Annotated in this window: 29 protein-coding genes and 1 pseudogene; 8 read left to right on the top strand and 22 right to left on the bottom strand. The window is 66.5% G+C overall.

What is annotated here, in order from left to right:
* The first annotated feature begins 169 nt into the window (after positions 1-169).
* The gene (locus FCN18_RS21280) at positions 170-1,180 is read left to right on the top strand and encodes a replication-relaxation family protein (RefSeq protein ID WP_323807863.1); all 1,011 of its coding nucleotides are present in this window, start codon (positions 170-172) and stop codon (positions 1,178-1,180) included.
* Positions 1,177-2,133: a C40 family peptidase gene (locus FCN18_RS21275; protein WP_043830815.1), complete on the top strand. Its 957-nt coding sequence runs from the start codon at positions 1,177-1,179 to the stop codon at positions 2,131-2,133. The genes FCN18_RS21280 and FCN18_RS21275 overlap by 4 nt, the downstream gene beginning before the upstream one ends.
* Before the next feature lie 18 nt (positions 2,134-2,151).
* Here FCN18_RS21275 and FCN18_RS21270 read toward each other — a convergent pair whose 3' ends face one another.
* The 14 genes from FCN18_RS21270 to trxA all read right to left on the bottom strand — a co-directional run bounded on the left by FCN18_RS21270 (position 2,152) and on the right by trxA (position 12,999).
* On the bottom strand, positions 2,152-3,648 hold the full coding sequence (locus tag FCN18_RS21270) for a UvrD-helicase domain-containing protein (RefSeq protein ID WP_076153523.1): 1,497 nt from the start codon (positions 3,646-3,648) through the stop codon (positions 2,152-2,154).
* Positions 3,620-5,467, bottom strand: coding sequence for an ATP-dependent nuclease (locus tag FCN18_RS21265; protein ID WP_076153525.1), 1,848 nt, complete (start codon positions 5,465-5,467; stop codon positions 3,620-3,622). The genes FCN18_RS21270 and FCN18_RS21265 overlap by 29 nt, the downstream gene beginning before the upstream one ends.
* A gap of 66 nt (positions 5,468-5,533) precedes the next feature.
* The gene (locus FCN18_RS40225) at positions 5,534-5,824 is read right to left on the bottom strand and encodes a hypothetical protein (RefSeq protein WP_043830820.1); all 291 of its coding nucleotides are present in this window, start codon (positions 5,822-5,824) and stop codon (positions 5,534-5,536) included.
* Positions 5,825-6,101: 277 nt separating this feature from the next.
* Positions 6,102-6,605, bottom strand: coding sequence for a SprT family zinc-dependent metalloprotease (locus tag FCN18_RS39530; protein ID WP_072029960.1), 504 nt, complete (start codon positions 6,603-6,605; stop codon positions 6,102-6,104).
* 36 nt (positions 6,606-6,641) lie between these two features.
* Positions 6,642-6,776: a hypothetical protein gene (locus FCN18_RS40595; protein ID WP_264082894.1), complete on the bottom strand. Its 135-nt coding sequence runs from the start codon at positions 6,774-6,776 to the stop codon at positions 6,642-6,644.
* Positions 6,773-7,651, bottom strand: a complete 879-nt coding sequence (locus tag FCN18_RS21255) for a DNA-processing protein DprA (RefSeq protein WP_051171989.1) — start codon at positions 7,649-7,651, stop codon at positions 6,773-6,775. The genes FCN18_RS40595 and FCN18_RS21255 overlap by 4 nt, the downstream gene beginning before the upstream one ends.
* A 107-nt stretch (positions 7,652-7,758) precedes the next feature.
* Positions 7,759-8,214 carry a hypothetical protein gene (locus FCN18_RS21250; RefSeq protein ID WP_043830822.1) on the bottom strand — a complete coding sequence of 152 codons (456 nt, stop codon included), beginning with the start codon at positions 8,212-8,214 and terminating at the stop codon, positions 7,759-7,761.
* Positions 8,208-8,342: a hypothetical protein gene (locus FCN18_RS40590; RefSeq protein WP_267284186.1), complete on the bottom strand. Its 135-nt coding sequence runs from the start codon at positions 8,340-8,342 to the stop codon at positions 8,208-8,210. The genes FCN18_RS21250 and FCN18_RS40590 overlap by 7 nt, the downstream gene beginning before the upstream one ends.
* Positions 8,343-8,512: 170 nt before the next feature.
* Positions 8,513-8,662, bottom strand: coding sequence for a hypothetical protein (locus tag FCN18_RS39135; protein WP_157376277.1), 150 nt, complete (start codon positions 8,660-8,662; stop codon positions 8,513-8,515).
* Positions 8,663-9,559: 897 nt separating this feature from the next.
* Entirely contained in the window at positions 9,560-9,859 is a 300-nt protein-coding gene (locus FCN18_RS21245) for a hypothetical protein (RefSeq protein WP_137095937.1), read from the bottom strand.
* A gap of 511 nt (positions 9,860-10,370) precedes the next feature.
* Positions 10,371-10,589: an SHOCT domain-containing protein gene (locus FCN18_RS21240; protein ID WP_043830825.1), complete on the bottom strand. Its 219-nt coding sequence runs from the start codon at positions 10,587-10,589 to the stop codon at positions 10,371-10,373.
* A 64-nt stretch (positions 10,590-10,653) separates the two neighbouring features.
* On the bottom strand, positions 10,654-11,055 hold the full coding sequence (locus FCN18_RS21235) for a DUF302 domain-containing protein (protein WP_043830827.1): 402 nt from the start codon (positions 11,053-11,055) through the stop codon (positions 10,654-10,656).
* A gap of 89 nt (positions 11,056-11,144) precedes the next feature.
* A complete protein-coding gene (locus tag FCN18_RS21230; protein ID WP_043830829.1) occupies positions 11,145-12,527 on the bottom strand; it encodes an MBL fold metallo-hydrolase in 1,383 nt (460 codons plus the stop codon).
* 115 nt (positions 12,528-12,642) lie between these two features.
* On the bottom strand, positions 12,643-12,999 hold the full coding sequence (gene trxA, locus FCN18_RS21225) for a thioredoxin (protein ID WP_043830913.1): 357 nt from the start codon (positions 12,997-12,999) through the stop codon (positions 12,643-12,645).
* A gap of 122 nt (positions 13,000-13,121) precedes the next feature.
* Here trxA and FCN18_RS39815 point away from each other — a divergent pair, with 122 nt between their 5' ends.
* The gene (locus FCN18_RS39815; protein WP_051171991.1) at positions 13,122-13,859 is read left to right on the top strand and encodes a PIG-L deacetylase family protein; all 738 of its coding nucleotides are present in this window, start codon (positions 13,122-13,124) and stop codon (positions 13,857-13,859) included.
* A 79-nt stretch (positions 13,860-13,938) separates the two neighbouring features.
* Here FCN18_RS39815 and FCN18_RS40220 read toward each other — a convergent pair.
* The 6 genes and pseudogenes from FCN18_RS40220 to FCN18_RS21190 all read right to left on the bottom strand — a co-directional run.
* A pseudogene (locus tag FCN18_RS40220) lies at positions 13,939-14,697 on the bottom strand (cytochrome c oxidase assembly protein); the annotation flags it as partial.
* Positions 14,697-15,257, bottom strand: coding sequence for a DUF2243 domain-containing protein (locus FCN18_RS21210; RefSeq protein WP_043830831.1), 561 nt, complete (start codon positions 15,255-15,257; stop codon positions 14,697-14,699). The gene FCN18_RS21210 and the pseudogene FCN18_RS40220, both read right to left, overlap by 1 nt.
* 57 nt (positions 15,258-15,314) lie before the next feature.
* Complete coding sequence (locus FCN18_RS21205; protein WP_043830833.1) at positions 15,315-15,707, bottom strand: DUF302 domain-containing protein; 393 nt, start codon at positions 15,705-15,707, stop codon at positions 15,315-15,317.
* A gap of 28 nt (positions 15,708-15,735) precedes the next feature.
* The gene (locus FCN18_RS21200) at positions 15,736-17,133 is read right to left on the bottom strand and encodes an MBL fold metallo-hydrolase (RefSeq protein ID WP_043830835.1); all 1,398 of its coding nucleotides are present in this window, start codon (positions 17,131-17,133) and stop codon (positions 15,736-15,738) included.
* A 3-nt stretch (positions 17,134-17,136) separates the two neighbouring features.
* Complete coding sequence (locus FCN18_RS21195; protein ID WP_043830916.1) at positions 17,137-17,454, bottom strand: rhodanese-like domain-containing protein; 318 nt, start codon at positions 17,452-17,454, stop codon at positions 17,137-17,139.
* Between the two features lie 29 nt (positions 17,455-17,483).
* A complete protein-coding gene (locus FCN18_RS21190) occupies positions 17,484-18,266 on the bottom strand; it encodes a sulfite exporter TauE/SafE family protein (protein WP_043830836.1) in 783 nt (260 codons plus the stop codon).
* 439 nt (positions 18,267-18,705) lie between these two features.
* On the opposite strand from FCN18_RS21190, the gene FCN18_RS21185 reads away from it, so the two are divergent.
* Both FCN18_RS21185 and nicT read left to right on the top strand, forming a co-directional pair.
* Positions 18,706-20,868 carry an MMPL family transporter gene (locus FCN18_RS21185; RefSeq protein WP_043830838.1) on the top strand — a complete coding sequence of 721 codons (2,163 nt, stop codon included), beginning with the start codon at positions 18,706-18,708 and terminating at the stop codon, positions 20,866-20,868.
* Between the two features lie 154 nt (positions 20,869-21,022).
* Entirely contained in the window at positions 21,023-22,162 is a 1,140-nt protein-coding gene (gene nicT, locus FCN18_RS21180) for a Nickel transporter NicT (protein WP_081684794.1), read from the top strand.
* A gap of 665 nt (positions 22,163-22,827) precedes the next feature.
* On the opposite strand, the gene FCN18_RS21175 is transcribed toward nicT, so the two are convergent.
* On the bottom strand, positions 22,828-23,487 hold the full coding sequence (locus FCN18_RS21175; RefSeq protein ID WP_197684734.1) for a cytochrome c oxidase assembly protein: 660 nt from the start codon (positions 23,485-23,487) through the stop codon (positions 22,828-22,830).
* Positions 23,421-23,879 carry a DUF2243 domain-containing protein gene (locus tag FCN18_RS21170; RefSeq protein WP_228708117.1) on the bottom strand — a complete coding sequence of 153 codons (459 nt, stop codon included), beginning with the start codon at positions 23,877-23,879 and terminating at the stop codon, positions 23,421-23,423. The genes FCN18_RS21175 and FCN18_RS21170 overlap by 67 nt, the downstream gene beginning before the upstream one ends.
* Before the next feature lie 598 nt (positions 23,880-24,477).
* Here FCN18_RS21170 and FCN18_RS21165 point away from each other — a divergent pair.
* The 3 genes from FCN18_RS21165 (at position 24,478) to FCN18_RS21155 (ending at position 26,226) form a co-directional block, all read left to right on the top strand.
* Positions 24,478-24,747 (top strand): metal-sensitive transcriptional regulator, encoded by a 270-nt coding sequence (locus tag FCN18_RS21165; RefSeq protein WP_043830840.1) that lies wholly within the window; start codon positions 24,478-24,480, stop codon positions 24,745-24,747.
* A 107-nt stretch (positions 24,748-24,854) separates the two neighbouring features.
* Positions 24,855-25,520 (top strand): GAF and ANTAR domain-containing protein, encoded by a 666-nt coding sequence (locus FCN18_RS21160; protein WP_112276657.1) that lies wholly within the window; start codon positions 24,855-24,857, stop codon positions 25,518-25,520.
* 274 nt (positions 25,521-25,794) lie between these two features.
* Complete coding sequence (locus FCN18_RS21155) at positions 25,795-26,226, top strand: hypothetical protein (RefSeq protein ID WP_137095936.1); 432 nt, start codon at positions 25,795-25,797, stop codon at positions 26,224-26,226.
* The last annotated feature ends 14 nt before the right edge of the window (positions 26,227-26,240 follow it).

Raw genomic sequence — 26,240 nt, 5'->3', positions numbered from 1 at the left:
CCTGTCGGGCCTTGTTCTCCCGCAACGCATGTGGGCTCACCTATCGCGCCCGTTCCGCTCCGGTGATCCCGCATGCGTTGCCTTCACCTTCCCCCATTCCGGCCCAACGACTGGGAGGTGCCGACCCATGATTTCGAATCCCACGCCTCAGAGGGCATTGCGCGGGCACATGCCCCAACGCCCCACGCCACGGGCGGCCACCACCGGGGAGCACCACGCCCAGCTCGCCGGACGGCTCACCCTCCGGGACCGCTGGCTTGCTCGGATGCTGCACGAGCACAAGGTCTTCACCACCCAGCAGATCGTCGAACTCTGCTACCCGACCATGCGCGCGGCCAACCACCGCCTGCTCAACCTGTTCAAGTGGCGCGTCGTCGACCGCTTTCAGCCGTTCGTCAGCTCCGGCACCGCACCGATGCACTACGTGCTCGACATCGCCGGCTCGGTCGCCCTCGCCTACGAGGATGGTCTCGACCCCAAGCAACTGGGCTACCGCCACGAAGACGCCATCGGCATCGCCCACTCCCTGCGCCTCGCACACACCGTGGGCGTCAACGGCGTTTTCACCAGCCTCGTTGCACTCAGCCGACGGCCAGGTGCCCGCGGCCGCCTGACCGCGTGGTGGTCCGAGCTTCGCTGCGGCCGGCTCTTCGGCGACATGGTCCGCCCCGACGCCTACGGCCGTTGGCGCGAAGACGGCCACCAGATCGAGTTCTTCCTCGAATTCGACTTCGGCACCGAGGACCTCGGCAAGCTCGCCCGCAAGCTCCACGGTTACGAAAAGCTCGCCATCGCAACAGGAATCACCACACCCGTCCTGGTGTGGCTGCCCACCAACCGCCGCGAGACCAACGTGCTCACGGCGCTCGCCGACGCCCTGTCCCAGTTGGACCGGCCAGCGCTCGTGCCCGTAGCCACCAGCGCCGCAGATGTCGCTGGCGTGGCTGGCGAGGACAACCCCGCCGTCGCGCGGTGGTTGCCGATCTCCGGTCCGGCGTCGCGACGGCCGGGTCGACTGCGGCTCGTCGAGCTCGCGCGGTTCTGGCCCCACGTCGCACCGCCCACCGCTGTCCAGTCCTCGACATCGGCTCAAGCGCAGCAGGCGCCCGCGGACCTGGCCGCGCCGGACCCGCACCCACCACCCCTACCCACCAGCCACTTCCGGAAGGTGACTCCATGAAGATCGCCGTTGCCGCTGTCGCGGCCATCATCGCTATCCCCATCCTCATCGGGGGTGTCGGCAAAGCCATCGTCAGTGCGCTGTTCGGTACCGGTGGCACCGAGCCGAGCCAGGCCGCGGTCGCCGAGATCCCCAACGACTACCTGTCGCTCTACCGAGCCGCAGCCTCCGTGTGCCCAGGGCTGGACTGGACGATCCTCGCCGCGATCGGCGACGCCGAATCCAAGCACGGCCGCGGATCCGGCGACGGCATCACGGAAGGCGAGAACTACATGGGGGCCGGCGGCCCCATGCAGTTCCTCAAGCCCACCTTCGACGGTGTGATTGCACGCCACACGATCCCGCCCGGTGGCTCGAATCCGCCCTCCCGCTACAACCCGCACGACGCCATCTACGCCGCCGCGTTTTACCTGTGCGATTCCGGCGCACAGAAAGACATCCGCAAGGCGCTCTTCGCCTACAACCATGACGAGGAGTACGTCAACGGCGTTCTGGCTCAGGCAAAACGGTACGGCACCGCCACCGTCGGAACCGGCGACTGCAACAAGATCCAGGCACCCAACCCCGCCGCGATCATGGCAATCAACTTCGCCTGCGGCCAACTCGGCCTGCCCTACGTATGGGGTGGCAACGGACCAGCCGGCGGCCATGCCGGCTTCGACTGCTCTGGCCTCACCAAAGCTGCCTACAACGCCGCCGGCATCAACCTGCCTCGTACCGCGCAGACTCAGTACAACGCGGGTCCACTGGTGCCCGCCGGCCAACCGCTGCTTCCCGGCGACCTGGTCTTCTACGGCACAACCGGCAACGTCCACCACGTCGGCCTGTACATCGGTGCAGGGAAGATGGTGCACGCCCCGACGTTCGGCGAGCCGGTCCAGGTCAGCAACTACCGCTGGAACGGGGATGACTATCTGGCGGCCTCGCGGCCCACGGTCGATTCGCGCTTGTAGCAGAAGAATCGGTGCTCGTCAGCAGCGGACGACTTTCTTTGCAGCACGGGTTAGAGCAACGTACAGGACGCGATCGTCAAAACGTTCCTGTTTCAGCCCTGCCGTCAGCCTGGCCACCTCGACATCAGCGAGTCGCAGGCCGACAACTGGCCATTCACGTCCCTTTGCTTGGTGCACTGTCATTCCGGCGACCACATGTGGCTGGTTCATGCGGCGTGCCAAGGCGAGTAGCCGGTCTAGTTGGACAGCCTCCCCGGCTTCTGGCATGCGACGGAGTTGGCGAGGGCTTCCAAGTAGGCGAAGTACCGCCCTGAGTGCTGTGATCGCTGCCGTAGCCGCTTGCGTGGTTGCCGGTCGGAGTGTTTCAAGTACTGCTCCAAGGAGGGCTCCTTCAGCGCGGACTATGTCTGGCTCAAGACCGAGCAGCGCTGCTGCTTCGTCGGCGTAGATTGCAGCGTGTCCGAAGTGTCCCTGCACGAGCCGGTCCAGCAGAAGCGCGATCGCGGCATCAGTTTGGTTGTCCAATCGGCCGAATGACAAAGGCAGGATGCAGTCGGGGCCTGTCCAGAGGTTGTCCCACCTGTGCGCGAGAACTACGTTGCATTCGGTGGCGTCGTTGGTCACGTCGAGAGCGATCGGTCGGTGTGCTCGCGCCAACTCGGCGATGCCGATCATCGCCGGTGTCTCGAAGCGGAAAGACGCCGAGACGGGGAAAGATTCGAACCCCTCGTGTTCCACAAGTTGGGGAACGAGCTCTGGACGGGCACCACGGAAGTCGTACAGCGCCTGCCAAGGATCACCGATCACAGTGGTACTGATTCTGGCGGACGCCGCGAGACGAACGAGTTCGAGATCGAGCTCGTTTGCATCGAACACCTCGTCGACGATGATCGCTTTCGTGGTAGCGGTAAGGTACTTGGCTACCTCCATGCGCAGTTCGGCGCGTCGAAGAACAGCGGCGATGATCTGACGCACTTCGGTGTGCGTACATCGTCCAGCCGCCAGGTGCTCCTCGAAGTGTCTCTTGGCGCCGATGTTGTAGTCGGGCCTCGTGATCTTGACGCCATGCGATCCGACCGTGGTCCCGTGCAGCACGGCGATCCGCCGGTAGTCCATCTCTTTCGACATCCAGCGGGCCCCGGTCTGCCCTCTCCACGTGTCCAGAACGGTTAGTTCCGTATGGTCGCCCATCCAGGAGATGACCTGCCGTCGCAGGAGAAACGCCAGGATTTCGCAGTGCAGTGTGTCGAGCGTGAGGGCTTGGTGGGGCCAGGAGAGCGCTCCGCTACCCCAGCGGCGACGGATTCGAGCAGCGAGTTCACCGCGCGCCGATCTGGTGAAGCTGAGCGCCAGGATCCTGCGAAGATCGGTGGGAGTGTCGTACCGGATCACGCCAAATCGCTCTGCGGCAACGGTGGTTTTCCCTGATCCTGGTGCTGCCACGATGAACGCGCGGTTCGCCGTGGTCGTCGCGGCGGCGCGCTGTTCAGAGGTCAGCGGCGATCGGGTCGGCATCGTCGTCCTTTGCGGCGGCGTAGAGGAAATCGAACATCTTTGCCACGTGTTCAGGCACCGTGACATGTTCGCCGTCTTCGCTGCGGCGCATGAGTTCGTCTGCGAAGGCGAGCGCGAACTCGGCCTTGCGCTTCTTGCCTGTGGTGGCGAAAAGGGTGTCGATGGCGTCGGGAGTGAAGGGTTCAGGTGGCGTGACGCTGATCTGTGTCAGGGCTTCGCGCACGGCTTCCTCGTTGCCGGGGGTGAAGGCTGGTTCGAGCGTCGGCTGGTTGTAGAAGCCCTGCACGTTCTGGGGATCGCTTTTGCTGAGCCATTGGGGTTGGGTGAAGGTCTCGGGAGGCCGCTTATCGGTGTCGGTGAATATGGCGATGCGGCTGGCAATCTCGTGCCCAGGTGCCGCCAGAAGGTCGACTGGCCAGCGGCCTGGCTTGCAGCCCATCACGGTGATCGTGAGCGCCTCGATGAACCGGCGCTTGAGGTCGTCGGGTCCGGCCCAGAAGCGGCCGAACTGCCGTAGTACCGCCCCCTCGGTGACGCCTTCGGTGATGATCATGCGCTCCGCGAAGAGCGCGGACGACCGGGTCGTGTCAAGGTGCAGCCGTGCCATCCGCAAGGTTCGCTTCTTGTCGTGAATGGGCATGGTGGCCATGACGCGCGAGGCGCGTCGTCCGTCCTGCAGCCGCCGCAGCACGACCAGTTCATCCGGCTTGCACGCCGAGATGATGTCGCCTGCGTGACTGCTGATGATCGTCTGAAGCTCCGGCCGTGCGGAGGTGATTTGCCGCAGGTACCGGGTCAGGCCGTGTTGCAGTTGCGGGTGCAGGTGCGCCTCGGGCTCCTCGATAACGACCGTGACGTGAAACCGATCAGGGAAGAACGCGTCTTCTCGCGATTCCGCCTCAGCTTCGCGTTGGGCGTCCCGTTCTGCTTCAGTGAGTTCATCTGCTCCTTCCTGAGCGCCCGCATCGGCTCCGTCCTCGTCAGCTCCCGCGTCCCCTCCCTCTGGAGCCTCGGCGGACTTGGTCATGTCCGGAATGGCGGCGAGGGTGACGGCGATGTGCAGCAGGTTGACATATCCCAGGCCAGATACTTCGAGTCGCTGGGCGAAAGCTCGGTCGTCGATAGCGCCCAGGAGCAACTCCAGCACCCTGGCGAGGTACGCGTCGTCGACAACCTGCCCCCCGACGAATGCGAACTGGTGGCTGACTCCGGACGACAGCGCGGTGAGGTGACCGCGGACGCGCTGCTCGACGGCCTCGATGAGGCCGGTCTTAGTGAGGGCATCGAGCAGTCTCCTCGCGCGGGAGCGGAGGTCAGCCAAGTTTCGATGGCCGCTGCGGGCTTGTTGCTCCGCGCGGAACAACTCGATCAGGACCTGCGCCTCCCGGCGGGCCAACTCGTCGAGCGGGTTGCGGTACGCCGGCAGGTAGATGAGCCGCAGCGCGTCGAACTCTTCAGGTTCCGAACCAACGGTCTTCGCGCGGACGCGGCCAAGGTTCCGTTCGAGCTGACGGGTCCAAGTCGGTGCCGGCATCGCGAGGTTCTGCAACATCTGCCCGACCGGGCCCTCGTCCGCCTCGGCGCTGAATGCGTACGAGATGTCGATCTGGCGGGGCGGGGCGGTGGCGAGGGTGGCGACAGTGGGTCGAGAGATCTGCGGGAAGCTGTGCGGGTGCGCCAGGTACAACGCGTCCGCCACCGTGCTCTTGCCAGCGTTATTCGCTCCGACCAACAGCGAGAAGCGTCCGGGAAACTCGCAGACGATCTCCTCGTCGCCGGCAGCTCGGAACCCGCGCACAGCCACCCGCTGTAGATACACCCATCCTCCATGCGTTGGGGCCGGCGCCTGAGCGTGGTCGCCAGCGGTTCGGCGATAGCGCGGACGTCAGCCGGCCGTGGTGTCTTGTTCGGTTTCCTTGCCTTCGAGCAGCTTGTACAGGTTGGTCCGGTCCATGCCCAGGGCGCGGGCGACCTGCGCTTTCGGGACCTTGTCCTCGATGGCCGCGGTCATGCGATCGAACCGCACGTCACGGGCCTTCTTGAGCTCGTCGAGTGTCGTGACCCGCTGGGCCTGAAGCGCTGCTTCTTGATCACGGACGCTCTGGAGCCGATCCTGGAGTTCCTTGACCTCGGCAGCACTTTCCCGAAGCAGCTCGAAGTGCTGTTCCTTGTCCACTTCCTGCCTCCTTCCAGGTCGCTCGTGGTGCAGATCGTGTCGACCCGCACTCCATGTTGTATCACGCTGTAGAGGACAACACTCCAGTTCGACATCTGGTGGGTTTCGCGCCGGACCTGGCTGTTCGCACTGCGTCCGGCGCGGGACCCACCAGATTGTGCCAATGCGCCCCTCTTGCCCTGCGGTTTCAATCGCCGAGCCAAGCGTGACGGCCGACCTCGGCGAGTTCCGTTCGGCGCTGCTGCCAGTCCGGCATCCAGAGGTACATCCGCCGTTGTCATGCGCGGCCGTGGGCGCGCGTCCGTTTGGCTGGGTGGCGTGCGCCTGTTCGTGGACGAGCACGTACTCGATGAGCCGCATCGGCAGGCCGAACACGGCCCAGTGCAGCGTCGTCGTTTGCTTCGGCGGCCCCTCGTAGATGCCCTAACGGGCGCCGTCCGAGGTCGCGCACGGCGTAGCTCAGGCCGGCGATGTGGCCGTCCAGTTCGTAGTGGCGCCCTTCGCGGCGCAACCAAGCGAGCCCGACCTGCTGGTACAGCCCGATCACTGCCCGGCGGACCAGCTCTGGCCGCTGCCTCCGCGCGGACAAGACGCCGTCGGACGTGGTCAGAGGCAGCTGTGCGGTGCCCGCGGGCGAGGCGTCGACGAGCTGGAGCCGGTAACGCTGGCCGAGCAGGTCGAACTCCTCGCCGTCGACGAGCTCCTTTACCGCGTGATCCGGGGCCAACCGCGTGGCTCTCTCGACCTTCTCGGCGGATCCATCGACGATGGCTGCCGACAAACCGCGCAACCTGCTCCGGGGTGGCCGTCGGTGGGATCAGCACGGCGCCGCCTCCGGATTGACCTGAATGCCGGTCTTGCGCCGTCGTGGACGGATGGCCACCTCGACCTGCCACTCGGGCGGCAGGTCGAGGGCGGTCAGTGCGGTCAGGAAGGCGTCCGGGCCGGTCATCGCACTCCCTCCTGGTAGTTGATGTGCTCGACCGAACTGGCCACGGTGGCGGCGCCGGTGCGCAGCAACTCGTTCACGCCCTTCGACGTCACGAAGTGGATCGAGCCCGGCACGCCGTAGACCCGGCGGCCGAGTTCTCCAGCGGCACGGGCCACGGCGAGGGCACCGCTGCGCTGTCCTGCCTCGACGATGACGGTCGCCGCGGCGAGAGCAGCCAACAGCCGGCACCGCGCGTGGAACCGGATGCGGGTCGGTCGTGTGCCGATCGGGTACTCGCTGACCAGCAACCCGCCCTGCTCGATCACCGCCTGGTAGAGCCGGGCGTGCTGGTGCGGATGGGTCCGGTCAACCCCGTTGGCGAGCACGACGACCGTCCTGCCGTCTGCGGCCAGTGCGCCGCGGTGCGCTGCTTCGTCAACGCCGAGGCTGCCGCCGCTGAGGACGGTCACCCCGGCACGGGCGAGTTTGTAACTGACGTCCCCCGCGACTGTGTTTCCGCACTCCGTCGACGCGCGGGCGCCCGTGATGGTGACGGCGAGGCTGGTGAGCTCGGCCAACGAACCGCTGCCGCGCACCCAAAGCGCGAGCGGAACGCCGAGGCCGGCTAGGCCGATCCGCCTTCCGAGCGGCCAGTCGCCGTCTTCGGGCTTGAGCAGGCGGGCCGTGCAGTTGTCGAGTGCCCGCAGGTCGTCGTCGATCCGAGCGTCAGGCCGGGTGACCTCGCTGAGCACGGCGGCGGGGGCGGTGCCGCGCCGAATCTGCGCGACGGCGTCGACCGGCCCGTGGACGGCGACGTAGTGGTGAAGGGCGGGCGCGGGTGGTTCGGCCGCGCGCAGAAGGAACAGCCGGGCGTGCAGTTCGTCGTGTGAAGGCATGGTTCAACTCCTCGATGGGCAGGGCTTGCTCGGGTCGGTGGACTCCACAGCTGCGGTTGGCGCTGGTCCGGCTAGGGCTCGGTGCGGTCGTGCAGCGGGATGGGCAGTCAGTGCCCGATCAGCTCGCGCCAGCGCCCATCACCCGTGTGGAGGTGAGCGCCGGAGGCCATGAACCACTTGCCGGGCGGAGCGTCTGCCGGGCGCACGACGTAGCGGCCGTACTGGAACAACAGGTAGACGCTCGGCGCGTCGTCGGAGGGTTCGGAGATCGGGGCGAAGGCTGGCAGCGTCCGGTCTTCCCCAACACCGAGGATGGTGACGTGGCGGACGCGGTAGGACAGGCCCTTGTTGGGGCAGTGGATCGGGCCGGTCAGGACCTCCGCGCGCAGTCCTTTCTGGATCACCGGGACCTCGATGACGCCGTCGCCGACTTCGGGGATCTGGTCGAGTTCCGCGATGCCCCAGGGTGTCTCGGTGTAGGCAGCTAGAAGCCGGTAGGCCGGGACATAGTCGGTGCCATGGCGTACGGTCGCTTTGGCCTCGGCGGGCAGCCGGGTCAGCACCGTCTCGCGTAAGCGACGTGTCCAATCGTGCGCCTCGCTTGGTGCCCGACGATCGTGCCGCTGGCCTGGTACTCGTAGCATTCCAGCAGGCACAGCACGGCGATCGGATGCAGCGTGCGGTCGGTCACCGTTGCGACGTAGTCTGGCGGCTCGCCGTCCTCCTGCTCGACGTCGCGATGGGGTCGGTGCTACTGAAGTGGCTCTGGTCCGCCGCCTCTTGCACGAGAACAGCGTCGCCGTGCAAGATCGCTTCGGGCCTGGCCTGCTTCTGCTTCTGTTCGGGCAGCCATTGTCCAAACTAGCCCGACTGAGACGTGACCAGATCGTCCATGAGGATGGCGAAACTCGGATCGTGCTGGGCGCCGAGCCAGTGGACTTGCCCAGTCCGCTGGACGGTCTCGTGTGCCAATTCGCCGACGACCGGCGCGGGCACGCCGTCCTCGGCCACACCGACCAACCATCCGTTGGCTGTTTCCCGGAGGCGCTCCGGGACGGCCGATCAGCGCCGCCCGCCTCATGACCAGACTTCACCCACTGGGTATCCGGGGCCCGGCTCCGCACGCAGCACTGTCCTCATGGACCTCGCCAGCCAGCTGCCACCAGTCGTGCTCAGCAAGCTGCTCGGCATCCACATCAACACCGCCACATACTGGGCCCACCAGGCCAATAGGTCTGGCGCCGCCTACGCCGCCGACCTAGCCCGCCGCACAACCCGTCAGGGTCCGTAACGCGAACGGAATTTCCGGCGTGGCCGGCTCGCCCGCACCGGGGGTGAGCGCTGGTCCACCTCCTACTTGTCAACGTGCAGCAGGTCGTCGAGCTCTGCCACCCGACCATGCGTGCGGCCAACCACCGCCTGCTCGACCTGTTCAAGGGGCGCGTCGTCGACCGCTTCCAGCGGTTCGTCGCACTCAGCCGACAGCCCGGCGCCGCCCGCGGACGACTGACCGCGTGGTGGTCCGAGCTGCGCTGCGGCCGGCTCTTCGGCGGCATGGTCCGCCCCGATGCTTACGGCGCGTCGGCACGAAGACGGCTACCCGATCGCGTTCTTGCTCGAACTCGAACTCGACCTCGGCATCGAAGATGAATTGTTGCGGTTGACCCGGCCCCGCCGATGGCTTCGAGATGCAACGGGAGTTGTCGCGCGACAGGTCGAGCTACCGGACGTGGCGCATCTGATGCTGGATTCGGGCATGAACTTCGTGGTCCGACCCGCAAGTGTTCGAAGACCATGCTGGGGAACTGGCCCGACAGCAGGAGAGCCGGTTTCTGGTAAGGCGATCGCGATCGCACCGCAGGCGGTCCAACCTCTCCTTGGATGTCTCGGTGCACAGCAGCAGGCGGGTCACATGGGGCGCATTCCGCAATCCCGCATGAGCTGCGCCATACCGGGAGAGTTCATCATTTGCCGCATCGCCTGCGCCAAGGCAGGGTTGTCCTTGGCATTCTGCATGAGCTGCTGCATGGCTGAGCTGTCCATCATCTCCTGCATTGCCTGGGCCAATCCCGGTGGGCAGCGGTCAGCACCTGCACCACGGTTCTCCGACGCAGCGGCTGCTGGGGAGACACTCCCTATGGTGAGAGCGGCAGCGAGGGCGGTGGCGCCGATCGACAGAGCAGCTGAGCGCAGCGTGCGGGGCATCATGACGTCTCCTCTATCGCCTACTGATTGCTGGTCCACCGGGTTTCCCTTCGCAGGCCTGCTCAAACCATTGCCGTACTCGGCTTGCTCGAACGAGGGATGGCACGAGTAGGCGCCTCACTGCTGGGGCGTTCCGACCATCAATCGTAGCGCGAGCTGACGGGGGAGGTCCCGGTCCGAGACACCGGCCGCCGTAATTCGTGGACATCAGCGTCGTCTGCAAGACACGGCGTGCGAGCCAATGTAATTCAGCCCGGGGTTTTGGCTACGGTGACGCCGGGTTAACAAGCACAGGGTGCCTGGGTTTCGGTACCGCTACTGCGCCAGATCGGGCAAGCGGATTTCGAGAGCGCGAAGCCTCCGAAGTACTAGCACGTTGGGGACGACGAGGGCAGCAATCATCCCCATGGGCAGTAGTGGCATCAACGGAAATCTGGGAGGTTTCATGGTCATACTCCACGTTCCGGCTGTCCTTGACGGCAGCACAATGGCTGGTGTCGGTTGATTGATTGGCTCAGTTCAGGTCGGTTCGTCGGCTGCGGTACTCCTGCTCGTCGATCTCGCCGCGGGCATATCGCTCGTCGAGGATCCGGTGCGCGGAGGAGGTGCCCTCTTGGGCACCGCCGTGTCGGTCCTGCATGAGCCGGTAGATCAGGTAGGCCAGCAGGGCTAGTCCGATCAGCAGGAGTACTGGCCAGAGCCAGAACCAGCCCATCATGGAACCGTCCATCATGGTCGTCACACTCCAGTCGCCCGTGCTTGCGTCGCCTCTGCGGGTTTCACGGTCCGAGGCACCGCTAAACGCTGCGGTGGGTCAGAGCGTCGAGGGCGGTGTTGATGCGTTGTCCGGCTTCGTCGGCGATGGGCTGAAGTTGGTCGAGTTCGGGCACGGTGACCATGACCTGGGGATCGAGGGCCTGGACCACGGTCTGGTTGTCCCCGTCGGCGCGGACCACGACGTTGCAGGGCAGCAGCAGTCCGATTTGCCGGTCGATGTCGAGGGCGCGGTGCGCGAGTTGGGGATTGCACGCGCCGAGGATGACGTACGGCTCCATATCGGCGTCGAGCTTGGTCTTCAGCGTGGCCTGCACATCGATCTCGGTGAGCATACCGAACCCCTGCTCCTGAAACGCCTCCTTCACCGTCGGCACGGCCTGTTCATACGGTAGATCGAGCGTGATCGTCCGGGCGTAATCCATGATGATCTTCCTTGACGTGTGGGTTGCTTTAACGGTGTCATGCTGTACTCGGTCGCGCTGGTCACGGCCAATGCCAGTGGCTAACGCCGTTAGCGCGTCACCGCACTGTGCTGGGCAGCGGCACGGAAAGGGGCGCCGGTTGCGGCAGCCTGGTCAATGTCGTCGTCAATCACGACGACATGGCGGCCGGCGGCGGCCAGGATGGAGGCGGCGATGGAGGCACGGTAGCCGGAGCGGCAGTGCACCCATACCTCGCCGGGGGGGACGTCGGTAAGCCGGTCGAGTAGGTCGTGCAGCGGGATGTGGACGGCGCCGTCCAGGTGACCGGTGGCCCATTCCTGGTTGCGGCGCACGTCGAGGACCACGACCGGACGGTGGTGGAGCACTGTGGCCAGGTCGGCGAAGTCCGCGACAGCCAACGACTCCAGGGGCGTGTCGCCGGACCACTCGTGCGGGTCGCCGGTGGCCGCGGCTTCGATGCGGTCGAGGCCGATGCGCACCAGTTCACGCTGCGCCTCGGCGACCTGCTCGGCGGTGTCGCCCAACAGTGTCAACGGGGTGCCCCAGGGGATCAGCCAGCCGAGGTAGGTGACGAAGTTGCCGTCGGCGCCGAAGTTGAGGGTGCCGGGAACGTGGCCGGCCGCGAACGCGGTCCGGGTGCGCAGGTCCACCACCCATTCACCGGACTCGAGGCGTCGGCGCAACTCGGGGGCGTCGGCCTGCTCCGGCGGGGACAGATCCGGCGCCTGTGGCCCAGCAGTGTTGAGCGGCATCATGTGGGTGTAGTAGGCCGGGTAGTCGTCCAGGCCCTGCAGCAGGGAGTGGACGTAGTCCTGCTCGTCCTGTGTCAGGGCGGGGTTGGTCTGCTTTTCCTGGCCGATGGTGGATTGCTCGCCCTGTGCCTGAGTGGCCGAGCAGAAGCTGCCGAACCCGTGGGTGGGGTAGATTTCCGCATCGTCGGGGAGTTCGGTGGCCAACCTCCGTGCCGAGCCGTACTGCGCGTGCGCGAGTTCTTCGGTGTGCACGGTCCCCAGCAGATCCGGCCGCCCGGTCGAGCCGTAGAGCAGCGAGCCGCCGGTGAACACCGCCGGTGGGCGGCCGGGGGTTTCCAGCACATAGGACAGATGCGTGAAGGTATGGCCTGGGGTGGTCAAGGCGCGTACCCGCATCGCCGGGCCGATCTGTACCTCGTCGCCGTCACTGATCGGCTGGCGATCGAAGGACACGGTGTCAGCCGCGTTGACGTGGTAGGCCGCTCCGGTGGCCTGCGCCAGTGCCAACCCTCCGGTCACGTAGTCGTTGTGAATGTGCGTTTCGAACACGTCGGTGACACACACACCCCGCTGCTGGGCGAGCGTGAGGAATCGGTCGATGTCGCGCTGCGGGTCCACCACGAACGCCACGTCGCCATCGGTGACTAGGTAGCTACGGTCGCCCAGCGTGGGCGTGTCGAGTGCGATGATGTCTACCATCTTGCTTCTCCTCGTCTCACAATCTTCAGCTCAGACGTTGTCTGGTCGCAGGCCCCGCTCCACGGGATTCGGGTACTCGGCGTCCGCGCTGACGATCGCGATCGGATCATCACGGTCACTGTTCGGCGAGTTCTTGCCGAACCTGGCCCATATCGACCTCGCGGGCCTTCCCGATCAGGTCCTCGAGCGCACTCTCCGGCAGCGCACCGGGCTGCGCATACAGCACCACGCCATCACGCGCGACTATCAAGGTGGGAATCGAGGAGATACCGAACCGCGCCGCCAGTTCCGGCTGCGCCTCAGTGTCCACTTTGCCGAACCGGACATCCTCGTGACGCTCGGATGCGCGCTCGAACACCGGCGCGAACTGTCGGCACGGCCCGCACCACGCCGCCCAGAAATCCACCAGCACCATGCCATCCGCGCTGATGACCTCGTCAAAAGTGTCATTAGCCAGCTCGATTGTTGCCATCATGCACCTCCTTCTCATACCCCCCTGGGTATTATAACAGTCTCGCAGTGGCTGGCATTCCACGTATCGACCGCGCGGTCGTTCAGCTGGCGGCGACATACCCCCGGGCGTACAACGGTGGTATGGGACAGGATGCGCAAGCAAGAAGCAGGGAAGAGCAGGCCCGTGACCTGCTCGACGCGGCAGACACCGTGCTCGCGGTGGTCGCGCACCCGGACGACGAATCGTTCGGACTTGGCGCGGTGCTCGACCACTTGGCCACTGCGGGAACGTCGGTGACGGTGCTGTGTTTCACCCACGGTGAGGCCTCCACCCTGGGCGGAGAGCACGCCGATCTGGGCGCATTACGGGCCGACGAGCTGGACGCGGCGGCCACAGTACTCGGTGTCAAGCGCAGCGTCCTGCTGGACTACCCCGACGGAGGCCTGACCGACGTGTCCGTGGACGAACTCGCCGGTCACGTCGAGTCGCTGGCCGCCGAGGTGAGACCGACCTACCTGCTGGCGTTCGACACCACCGGCGTGACGTCCCACCCCGACCACGTCCGTGCCACCGAAGCTGCCCTGGCCACCGCCGACCATCTGGGTCTGCCCGTCCTCGGCTGGACGTTACCGGCCCAGGTCGCCGACCAGCTCAACCCGGAGTTCGGCAGCCCCCTGGTTGGCTCACCGCCTGACTTGGTCGACCTCACCCTGCCCGTCTCCCGGACACGCCACCATCAAGCCATCGCCTGCCACCGTAGCCAGTCCACCGACAATCCACTCCTGCACCGGCGCCTGGACCTGCTCGGTGACACCGAACACCTCCGCCTGCTCCGCCCACACCGGCCGGCCCCGCGCGCTCGCGCGGACGACCACTGAGGCCACGACTCAGGCTGGTGACCAAGCGGCCTGGGCCTGTCCGCGGTGGGGCGGGGTGCCGTTCGGGGCGCCAGGTGGCGACGAGGGCAGCGGCGAGGAGGAGTTCGGCGATGTCGCCGCCGTAGTACATGATCTCGGCGCCTCCCCGGACCTCGACGATCGGGGCGTGAATGTTGATCCAGAAGCCCCCGTACATCAACTGCGAGATCACGGCGTGCAGCGCGATGGCGCAGCCGAGGTAGACCAGCCGGGTGCGGACACCGGGCCGCGCGGGCGCGGGGTCGGGGCCGGCGATGGCGTAGGCGAACAGGTAGCCAGCGAAGAGGAAGTGGGCGTGCAGCAGCCAGTGACCGGTCGGCTGACTCGTCATCGCGGTGTAGAGCGGCGTGAAGTACAGCACCGCGAGGCTGCCGGTGGACAACATCAGGGCGGTTGCCGGGTGGGCCAGGAGATGGGCCGGGCGGCTGTGCAGGATGGCGGTCAGTTGGCGTCCGCGGAGCGTGGGCAGGGCCCGCAGCAGCACGGTGACAGGTGCACCAAGCACCAGGGCGAGTGGGGCATACATTCCAATGAGCAGGTGCTGCGCCATGTGGCCACGGAAGTCAGTGTGGGCCCATGCCGCGACCGGCGGCAGCAGCGCCACGGCCAGCAGGAAGAGCCCGGTGAGGAAACTGGCCGTGCGCCACCGGCTCCAGCCCTGCACCGGGTTGCTCACGCGGGCACGCCGTGCCAGGTAAAGATAGACCCCGGCACAGACGAGGAGCGTGAGCGTGACCAGCAGCAGCTGGATGGCACTGCTGGTTGCGCCATAATCAGGTGGATGCGGGTCGTGGCCCATCAGTCATGTCGTCCTGCCTGCCCACCGCTGACAGCGTGGGGGTCGACGGGTCGGCCACTGCGCTGGAGCAGGTAGCCGCCGACGAGCAGGAACGCGCCCATGACGAGGAAGCCGAGGTCCCACCACAGCTGATGAGGGCCGCCGTGAACGTGATGGATCCCCAGGATGTGGTGGTCCAGGACACCTTCGACGAGATTGAAGATGCCCCAGCCCGCCAGGATCCAGCCCCACAGCACGCGGGAAGTCCACACCTGGCGGCGGTTGTGGGTGACCCGGGAGTACAGGATAGCCAAGCCCAGCAGGACGGCGAGCCAGCACACGGTGTGGAAGACGCCATCCCAGACGGTGTTCATCTCCAGGCCCGACACCGTTTCGGGATCGTAGTACTCTACTCCGATATTGTCGGTGTTCGTGCTGGTCAGCATATGATGCCATTGCAGCAGCTGGTGCAACAGGATGCCGTCGACGAACCCGCCGAGCCCCACGCCCAGCACGATGCCCGGCAGTTGGAGGCCTGCCGGCGCCGCGCCTACGGGAGCCTGCCTCTCCGCACTCGTCATCGTGTTCCCTCTCTTGTGGACAACTGTCGCGTCCTTCCCGGCGCCCCTGCGCTACGGTCAGGCAGCGAGTGCCTGCAGGGCGGCGTGGATGCGTTGTCCGGCGTCGTCGGCGATGGACTGGAGCTCGTCGAGTTCGGGCACGGTGACCATGACCTGAGGGTCGAGGGCCTGCACCAGGGTCTGGTTGTCGCCAGCGGCGCGGACCACGACGTTGCAGGGCAGCAGCAGTCCGATTTGCCGGTCGATGTCGAGGGCGCGGTGCGCGAGCTGGGGATTGCACGCACCGAGGATGACGTACTGCTCCATGTCCGCGTCGAGCTTGTTCTTCAGGGTGGCCTGCACGTCGATCTCGGTGAGCGTGCCGAACCCCTGCTCCTGAAAGGCTTCCTTCACCGTCGGCACGGCCTGCTCATACGGCAGGTCAAGGGTAATAGTACGGGCGTAATCCATCGCAGTCCTCCATGAGAGAGCGCTTGTGTCAGGTTGTGGTCGGGTAGCTCGCACGCTGCCACGCGGTCATACCGCCGGCGACGTTGATCACCGGGATGTCGCGTTCTCGCGCGAGCAGGCTGGCGGCGACCGACGAGCGGTAGCCGCTGCCGCACGTGACGGCGACAGGTTTGTCCGCGGGGACCTCGTCGAGCCGGTCGGGTAGTTCGGCGCCGGTGATGAACGTGGCGCCGGTGACGTGGCCGGCGGCCCACTCGGCGGGCTGACGCACGTCGAGCAGGGTGATCGCGTCCTCGTCAAGCCTGCGTTTCAGCTCGTCCACCGTGATCTGCGGGGTGCGGTCGAGCGACCGTGCCGAGGTGCGCCAAGCGCTCATGCCCCCGGCCAGCCACCCGACGGGCATGCGGTAGCCGATCCGAAGTAGCTGCCAGACCGTCTCCCACAGATCCCCAGGGCGGTCGAGCACGAGCAGGATCTCCGCGTCGGCGGGGAGCACGGTGCCGGCCCAGGTGGCGAAGGACGAGCCGAGGCCCACGTTGACGGCGCCGGGGATGTGGCCACCGCCGAAGGCTTCCGACGAGCGGGTGTCGAGCACGACGGCGCCACCGTCGAGGGCAGCGGCGACGTCATCGGGTGGTAACGGCGGCGGCTCGGTGAGTACGCCGAGGGGGTCGACGCCGGCCATGTTCTGGGTGCGCATACGCCGCCAGTACGGGGGCACGGCGGGGAGGTTGTCCAGCCGGATGCATTGCCGCACGAATTCGTCTTTCTCGGCGACCTCGGCCAGGGTCGCGTTCGTGCGTTTCTCGTATCCGAGTGTGGTCGACAGGCGGGACCCGATGTTGCCGCCGCACAGTGATCCGGCCACGTGTGTGGGGAACACTTCGACGTGGTCGGGCAGCGTGAGCAGCTTGGTCTGGATCGTGTCGCAGTAGACCTCGGCGTGGCGGCGGGCCTGCTCCTGGCCACCGAGCAGGTCGGGGCGGGCGAGGTCACCGACAAGCAGCGCCCCGCCGGAGAGCAACAATGCCGGGGTATCGGCGCTGGCGGAGCGATCGTAGACGAGCAGGCTGATGTGCTCGGGGGTGTGCCCGGGCGTGTGCATCACTTCGATGCCGACGTCGCCGAATTCGATCTGCTCGCCGTCGGCGATCGGCCGGTGTGCGTAACTCAGCTCGCCGGCGGCTGAACCCCATACCTGCGGCGGGTGCGCGGATCCGGCCAGTTCGCCTAACCCGGACAGGTAGTCGTTGTGCCCGTGGGAGTCACACGCGTAGGTGATTCGAAACCCCCGGTCGCGAGCCGTCTGTCGATAGACCTCCACATCGCGGCGGGGGTCGAACACCAGCGCCTGACCGGTCTTCTCGTCCCCGATCAGGTAGGAGGCGTGTCCGAGACTGTTGAGGTAGAACTGCTGGAACCACATGGTTCACGCCACCCTTCCCGGCTTGCCGTCAGGGGTGGTGAAGGGGAGTGCGGCCTCCTGCCATGCCTGCATCCCACCGTCGGTGTTCTCCGCGGAATAACCCTGTTGCCGCAGGAATTCGGCTGCCTGTCCACTGCGGTGACCGCTGCGGCACACGGTCACCACGGGCCGCGTGGTGTCGAGCTCGGTGAGCCGGGTGGGCACCTCGGCCATCGGAATGTGCCGGGCGCTCTCGATGCGGCCGGCCTGCCATTCCTCGGGCTCGCGCACGTCCACCAGCTGTACCTCGTTTCGTCGCCGGTAGAGCTCCTCGACCTGCATCATCCACTCCTTTCTTTCCGTCTGATTTCTCATGTCAGCGCGCTGGTGTTGATCAGGGCCTGAACCGCGACGAACACCGCGACCGCGATCACCAGGTAGGCGAACCAGCGGCGCAAACGGTCGGCGTCCACGCGGCCGGCAAGCCTGCCCGAGGCCACCGACGCCGCGAGGGCGGCGATCGTGAAGGCCGCGACCACGGGATAGTCCAGTTCGGTCACCGCGTCCCAGTGAGCCGCCAGTCCGGCGATCGAGTTGATCGTCACGATGAGCAGGGAGGTGGCAACCGCGGCCGGCATGTCCAGCCCGAGCATCAGGACCAGGGCGGGCACTACGAGGAAGCCGCCGCCGACGCCGAACAGGCCGGTCAAGAATCCGACGGCCGCACCCACACCCAGTGCCCGGGGCAGACACGAGCGCCAGTTCACCCTCCCACCAGAGACGGTGCACGCCCCGCGCGGTTCGGTCGGCCCGAGCAGCATCCGCACCGCCGCGGCCACCATCACGACGGCAAACGCCAGCAGCAGCACCTGCGCGGACACCAGCCGGCCCACGGCTGCTCCACCGAAGGCCGCTCCCGCGCCTGCCGCACCGAACACCCCCGCAATCGGCCACCGCACAATGCCCTGACGTAACCGGGGGACGACCCCACCCATCGCCGAAAGCCCCACCATCACCAACGACGCCGGGATCGCCTGGCGCACCGGCTCGCCCATCCCGTAGACCAGGGCGGGCACCGCCAAAATGGACCCACCCGCGCCGAGCAGACCCAGCGTCACGCCGATCACAAGCCCGAAACCCGCCGCGAGGATCACCCGAGCCCACCAGCGACCGGAACACGTGCTCCAGCTGTTCCGACGGGCGGCTGCATCCACGTCCTCCCTTCATCCTGCCCGACTACCCGTGGGGGTATCCGGCGAAACACCGCTCACCTACTGCTGCAACGCGCCCCTGCCGCTACTGGCGAACCGCAGCTCGGGCAGCGGTCTGACACGCAAGCGCAGGCCCTCCCCTTCACCCACGCCCGCACGACGATACCCCATGGGGTATTTTTTGGTAGTGTCGTTCGAGGAGATACCCACATGCGGAAGATCCGGCGGCTCGGGGATCCGCTTCCTCGACGGCGCCGACGTTGTTGCGACGGCGCAGCAGAACCTGGCACTCCAGGCGCCACCTGATCGAGCGTCCCCGGCACGGGGCCGCGGTGGCACATGCCCGACGACATACCCCTAGTCCATATCTGGAGGAAACCGGATGACCGCGTCAACCCGTACCGACAGCCACCCGCCGGACACCGCGGCGTTGTCCCTGCAGCGAAGCGGCCCGTTGGGCAGACTCGGCACGCGGATGGCCGCCCGGGCGTGGTGGGTGGTCGCGGCGTGGGTGCTCGTCGTCGGCGCGCTGGGTTCCCTCGCTCCGACAGTGTTCACCTCCCTGGCCGGCGCCGGGTGGCAGGCCAACGGATCCGAGTCGGTGCAGGTCCGTGAACTCGCCCAGCAGCACTTCGGCGGGAACGCATCCTCGGCCATCCAGGTCGTCGTGCAGTCCGACGACGCGCCGATCAGTGATCCAGCCGTGCAACAAATCCTCGGCCAGGCGGCGGATGTGCTCGCCCAGGACAACCGCATTGGGCAGCTCGTGCCGCCGAAACCGGGGATGACGATCAGCCCGGACGGCCGCACCGGCATTCTGCTCGCCGGAGCCAACGCGAACACCGATGACATGGTCCGCGCGGTCGATGATCTCAAGGCCGACTTGACTGGGCTGTCCACGTCGTCGGTGCACGTCTACCCGACCGGGGCCTCGGCACTGTGGAGCGACTTCAACGAAGCCAACCACGACGCGATGATTCAGGCCGAAATGGTGTCGTGGCCGGTCACCCTGGCGATCATGGTGCTCGCGTTCGGCTCGCTCGTGGCCGCAGGGCTGCCGTTGCTGCTGACCCTGGCCGGGCTCGGCGCCTCCGCCGGTGCGCTGGTGCTGCTCAACGAGATCACCCCGATCTCGGTGTGGGCGATGAACTTCGCCATGATGTTCGCCCTCGCCCTGGGCATCGACTACGCGCTCTTCCTCGTCGTTCGCTTCCGCGACGCTCTGCGCAAGCTGGCGGACGCGCGGGCCGCGGTGGCCGAAACCATGGACACCGCCGGCAAGGCCGTCCTGTTGTCCGGCATCACCGTGCTGGTCAGCCTCTCCGCCGTGCTGCTCGTCCCCGCACCGGCGGTGCGGACCATGGCCGTGGGCATCATGCTCGCCGTCGTCTTCGTCCTCGCCGCCACCCTCACCCTGCTCCCGGCCGTGCTGGGCAAGCTCGGCGGCCGGGTCAACTCCCTCGCCCTGCCCTGGGCCAAGCGCACCGAGGCCCACTCGCCACGGTTCTCCCGCTGGGGGCAGTTGCTGAGCCGTAAACCCTGGCCCTTCGCCCTCGGCGCGCTGCTGGTGTTGATCGCCCTGTCCCTGCCGGTGTTCGGGCTCAAGGTCGCGATGCCCTCCATCCAGGTCGTCCCGAACGATGCCCCGGTCCGGCAGGGCTACGAAGCCGTTCAAGACAGCTTCGGCGACGGCGCCCCCGGCATGCTGCAGATCATCACCCCCGCCGCCGACGCCCAGGCCACCGCCGCCCAGGCCGAGGACACCGACGGCATCGCGCTGGTCACCCCGCCGCAACCCGCCTCCGACGGCTCCGACTACGCCCTGGTCCAAGCCATGCCGACCGTCGATCCGTCCTCGCCCCAACTGGGCGACACACTCGACCGGCTGCGCGACACCCTGCCCGACGGCGCACTCGTCGGTGGCGCGCCGGCGGAGAACCTGGACCTGCAGACCGCACTGAACGACTACCTGCCGTTGGTCGTCGGGGTGATCCTGGCCCTCGGGTTCGTCCTACTCCTGGTCGCCCTGCAAGCCCCGGTCATCGCGCTGCTGGGTACCGTCGTCAGCCTGCTCTCCACCGGCGCCGCGTTCGGCGTGGCGAAGCTGATCTTCCAGGACGGTCACCTCGCCGGGCTCCTCGGCTTCACTCCACAGGGGTTCCTCGACGGCTGGGGGCCGGTGTTCTTCTTCGCGATGATCTTCGCCATCGCCATGGACTACACCGTGTTCCTGCTCGCCAGCGCCAAAGAACACTACGAACTCACCGGCAGCCCGCGGCGCGCCCTGATCGATGGCCTGGCCCACTCCGGACGCGTGATCTTCGCCGCCGCCGCCGTGATGGTCGCCGTGTTCTTCACCTTCGCCCTCGCCGACCCGCTACCCCCGAAGGAAATGGGCATCATCCTCGGCGTCGCGGTCCTGCTCGACGCCGCCCTCATCCGGCTCGTGCTCCTGCCGGTCCTGCTTCGCATCACCGGCCACTCCGCCTGGTGGTCACCGCGCTGGCTCCGTAAAGCACTGCCGACCATCACGTTCTCCCACTGACACGTCCCGAGGGGTGGTCGTGACCACTGCTGTCGCGACCACCCCTCGGACCCGAAACACATCACCCGTGGGACTCGGTGAGATGGCTCCGCGCGTGTGGCGCTGGTGTGGGTCACAGGCCGCATCGTCGACGACGAGAGGAGAAGATCAAGCCATGACCACACCCCCGCCAGCCCGGGCAGCCGCAATCCCGACGTCACAGGCACGACGCTCGATCGCCGGGATGGCCGGTTTCATCCTGGCCCTCAACGCGCTCGGCTGGGGAATGCTCCTTTTCGTTGTCATACCACAGCACCACACCCTCAACAGCTCACAGGTGTTCGGCATCGGGCTGGGTATCACCGCGTTTACACTCGGCGTCCGTCACGCCTTCGACGCCGACCACATCGCCGCCATCGACAACACCACGCGCAACCTGCTCGCTCAGGGACAACGCCCACTCTCCGTGGGATTCTGGTTCTCCCTCGGCCACTCCACAGTTGTGTTCGCGCTCTCCATAGCGTTAGCGATGGGCGTGCGGGCACTGGCCGGTGCAGTCCGGGACGAGGAATCGGCACTGCGTCACACGGCTAGTGCCCTCGGCTCGGCGGTATCAGGCACCTTCCTCTACGCCATCGCGATCATGAACCTTGTCGCGCTGGCCGGGATCATCAAGGTGTATCGGCAGATGCGCCACCGGGCGGCCACAGAAGCAGATCTGGACAACCAACTCAACAACCGCGGGTTCCTCAACCGACTCCTCAAAAGCACCACCAAGGCAGTCCGCAAACCCTGGCACATCTACCCAGTCGGAGTGCTCTTCGGCCTCGGATTCGACACCGCTACTGAAATCGGTCTACTCATACTCGCCGGCGGAGCCGCACTGTCCCTGCCCTGGTACGCCATCCTGGTACTACCCGCCCTCTTTACAGCAGGCATGACCATGTTCGACACAGCCGAGGGTGTCCTCATGAACGTCGCCTACAACTGGGCCCTCACCAAACCCCTTCGCCGAATGTTCTACAACATCATCGTCACGACACTGTCCGTCGGCAGCGCGTTCCTCATCGGCACGGTGCAACTGGCATCACTACTCACCGACACACTCCACCCCGATTCCGGCCCCATCACCACCATCGCCGAATTCGACCTCAACTACGTCGGATTCGCACTTGTTGGACTGTTCATCCTCGTCTTCGCCCTCGCACTGCTGACCTGGCACCTCGGCAACTTCGACACGAAACCGCCGAAACACGACATAGAGCCGACACACGACATAGACCAGAAAGCCACGATTCGCAAAGACACGACATGACACCGCCCGCGCTCTACGCGGACAGCCGACTCCTCCAGTACCCCCGCGCTCAGGGCTCCATGACAGCCGTTCTTTGACCCATGGGCCGGGGGACATTCACTTTACCGTGTTGCGGCAATGACTATTCCGTTTCAACCATCACGGACACACATAGGCTCAAGGAATGCGCCCCTCTCACGCTTTCCGGTCCATTGGAGTCAGGGCGAGTGAAGGGCAGGATCAGCGTCGACGCAGATCCTGACAGGGTGTCGCGGGTCCTTAAACATCGGTGACGAACGTGCAACTCGTACCGTTCGAGGGTCCTGTTCGACAGCGAGCCGAGCACCTCGGTGTGGCGCCCGGCTCCCTGTGGCCGCAGTGATCAACGGCGGCCGAACATTTTCCACCACTTCCGCTCGGATCCGCCCTGCTCTGGTTGACACTGACACCGCCGTGACGCGGGCACACCGGCGAGCACCTGCTCGACATGGCGCCCACACCCGGTGTAGGTGGCCTTCCCGCAGGTCGAACACACAGCACGTTGACACATCGTTGAACCTCCTATGGCGACCAGGTTTACTATAATACCCCAGGGGGTATCAGCCAATCAAAAATGGGGCCGTCATCGTCTCTCCCCCGGCCACTGTCGCTCGTTATCCCGCCCGCCGACGGGTGCCAAGGAAGGTTCAGAAGTCGCGCGAGGTGTGTGGGGGCGAGTCAGCTGTCAGCGGTGGTCGCCGCTGGCGGCGCTGGAGTCGGGCGTGGGCGCGACCGGTGGCGAGGTACCACTGGACAGCGAGGACGGCCGCGAGAGCGATCTCCACCAGGTCGCCGCCGTAGTACATCAGCTGCGCACCCGTGTGCAGGTCGACCGCACTGTAGGTGGTGGCGGGCGGGCGGGCGACGTACAGGGTCTTGGCAAGGATGGCGTGGCCGGCACCGGCGGCCAGCAGGGTGAGGCCCCGCCAGGCGAGGTTCCAGCGGTGGCGTAGCGGGTCGAGCTGGCAGATGGCGAAGGTGAACAGCAATCCGGCCAGCACGACGTGGACCTGGACTGCGGCGTGTATCAGCGGCTGGTGATGTGTCGCGGCCAGCAATGGGGTGCGGTAGAGCAGCCACAGGCCGCCGATGTCCAGCAGTGCGGCCAGGGGCGGGAAGACAAGCCACGTGACGGGCCGGGAGTGCGCCAGGGCCAGCAACACTCGCCGCGCACTCTGAGGAGGCAGGGCGCGCTGGGCCAGAGTGAGGGGACGGGCGAGGACCAGCAGCAACGGGGCGATCATGGCGACGACGAGGTGCTGGGCCATGTGGGCGGTGAACGGCCCGCCGGACAGCGGGAACAGCACCGCGGACGCTGTGCGTCTGCGCGAACGGCCAGGGCCGCGCCGACGGTCAGCAGGACGAGTCCGGCGCCGTTCCAGGCGAGGTCGTAGGGCAGGATGTCGACGCCGTAGCGGACCTGATGGATGCGCAGCAGCTTGTGGTCGACGATGCCGTCGAAGAGCTGGAACGCGCCTAACCCGAGGAACAGCCCGGCCCAGGCCTGCGGCGGGGCCAGAGTGTGGTGGCGCCGCAAATCCGCATACAACACGAAGCCGGCGACCAGCCCAAGCAGTTCGGCGGTATGCAACAGACCGTCCGAGAGCAACCCGACGGCACGCGTGGAGCGGTCGTAGAAGTGGTGCCAGGCCAGGATCTGGTGAAAGACGATCTCATCGAGCGCGGCCATCACCGCCACACCCAACAGCGCACACCGGCAGAGACCGCCGCGGCCGCTGGCGCCCAAGGATGCAGCAGGTCGAGTCGCACCGGCCGGGCCCCGGGCAACGACACGCCGCGATCCTGCCCGGCCGCCACTCCGACGTCGGACCACCGCCCCGCGAGGACACCTACAGCCGCTAGGCAGAGCGCGACAAGTCAAGGCACCGCTCTCACGCGGGCCCTACGCCCACCAGCCTTCTTCACCTCGGACTGTGCACGCTTTCGGGCGCGTCATCGAATGATCGACGCCCAACCTGTCGATCACGAGTTCGGCCTGCTGCCCATAGCCGAAACTGTTGACCAACAAGTGCAGGTTGCTGGATTTTCGTACGAGTTGGCCCGGTGGTGCGGTACGCACGTCTCACAGGTCTCGTTGCGGGCCAGCCTCGGCCACACTGGTCCACGCACACGATCGACAGTACGAATCGCCGAATTTCGTCCACCAGGCAGCCGCCGCCTGTCGCCTCAGCCCGAGACTCCACCGGCGCCGTCAGGAAGCGAAGCGAACTCCCCCCACTGGCGATACCTCACGGGGTATACTGGTGCCAGGTCGGGATTACTTTAGGAGGGTTCGTATGACTGGGGACGAAGAAACCATCACGCAGGTACTCAATCGGCTCCGCCGTGCGCAAGGGCAACTCGCGGGTGTAATTACCATGATCGAAGCTGGCCGAGGCTGCAAAGACGTCGTCACTCAGCTCGCCGCCGTCTCACGCGCCCTCGACCGTGCCGGATTCAAGATCGTAGCCACCGGCATGCGCCAATGCCTCACCGGCAACGATGACAACAACCAGGAACCCCTGACCGAGGCCGAACTCGAGAAGTTGTTCCTCGCCCTCGCCTGAACCCCTGATACGCCGGTGGACACGAGCTTGGGAGCGTGGCGGTTAACTACCACGGCCCCGACTCCCGACCGCGCCGCATCTGGCCGTGACGTCTATATCCGGACAGAATGGGGCAGGTGGGCGATGAACGATCATCCCGGCAGGCTGCCAACAGTGAGGCGCTGGGGCAGGTAGCGCACGCTCTCAGCGAGGTGGCCCGGTCACTGACCGCGGAACCGGATCTGCACCAGACCATGAAAGGGATCGTGACTGCCGCGGTGGCAACGATCCCTGGCGCGGAGTACGCCGGGGTGTCGCTGCTGGAGGCCGGGCAGCTGCGCACCGTCGCGCCGTCTGACGATCTCGTGGCCCGCTTGGACGAGTTGCAGCATGAGCTGGGCGAAGGCCCATGCGTGGATGCCATCGCCGAGCACCACACCTACCGCACCGGCAACCTCGCCGACGACTCCCGCTGGCCCAAGTTCGCCGACACCGCGGCCAGCCTCGGTGTGGCGTCCGTGCTGGGGTTCCGATTGTTCGCCACCAGCACCACCCTGGGCGCGCTGAACCTGTACTCCTCACAGCGCGACGCGTTCGATGCCGATGCCGAGCACATCGGTGAACTGTTCGCCGCTCACGCCGCCGTCGCCCTGATCGGCTCCCAGGAACAGGCCCAGCTACGCACCGCGCTCGGGACCCGCGACGTGATCGCCACGGCCAAGGGCATCCTCATGCACCGCCACCGCCGCACGGACGCGCAAGCGTCCACGATGCTTCCGACGGCTGGCAACTGAGAACATTGCGCCTCACTCACCAGCAGGGGTGGCCATGGGTCGCGCAACTTCTGCACGTGTCGGCCTACGTGGCGCGCCACCTCGGAGCGCATTGCACGCGCCGAACCGGACGTCCAGGACGGGGGAAAGTTGCGGCAGAGGCGGGCGATTAGGCCTGCTGGCCATCTACTTCAGCTCAGGCATTCGGCAAGTCGTGATTCCGGTGATTACCAGTAAGGTCCGGCATTTCGGTGGTTTACGAGTTCATGAATAACCTCTTCATCAACGTGACGCGATGAGTGTCCTGATTGGACGAGCAGTGGAATCGTTCGACGATGCGCGAATGGCGCGAGCGCGGGCCGACGCTCGCGCGATCGGTTTGTCAGCCCCCGAACGTGACGTCGCCCTGGACGCAGATGCGCAGTGGAACCGTGCTGTCCCTGTCGTTGCGCAGCAGCCACGACTCGGTATCGTCGAGATCGATCGAAACTCGGACCTGCCGGCTGGCCGGATCGACGTAGAGCGCGACGACAAATCGGTGTTGCCGGTGCTGTTCATGATGATCTCCTCGGACGGCGGGCTGCCGTCATCACGGCCCGCGCGGACGCGGGCGGTGCCGTGCGGGTGGGGTGGTCCGGCCGTGTGGCCGGAGGCAAGCGCGGTGCCTGGTACTAGTACTGCAACGGCAGTTAAGGAAGTGGGTAGCCGCGGCGTTTGTAGTGGCTGAGGCGGGCTTGGTGT

The organism is Prauserella endophytica (genome assembly GCF_005146945.1).
GTDB classification, from domain to species: Bacteria; Actinomycetota; Actinomycetes; order Mycobacteriales; family Pseudonocardiaceae; genus Prauserella_A; species Prauserella_A endophytica.
Note: the sequence above shows the minus strand (reverse complement) of the source record. Positions and strands in the feature narration are given on the sequence as shown.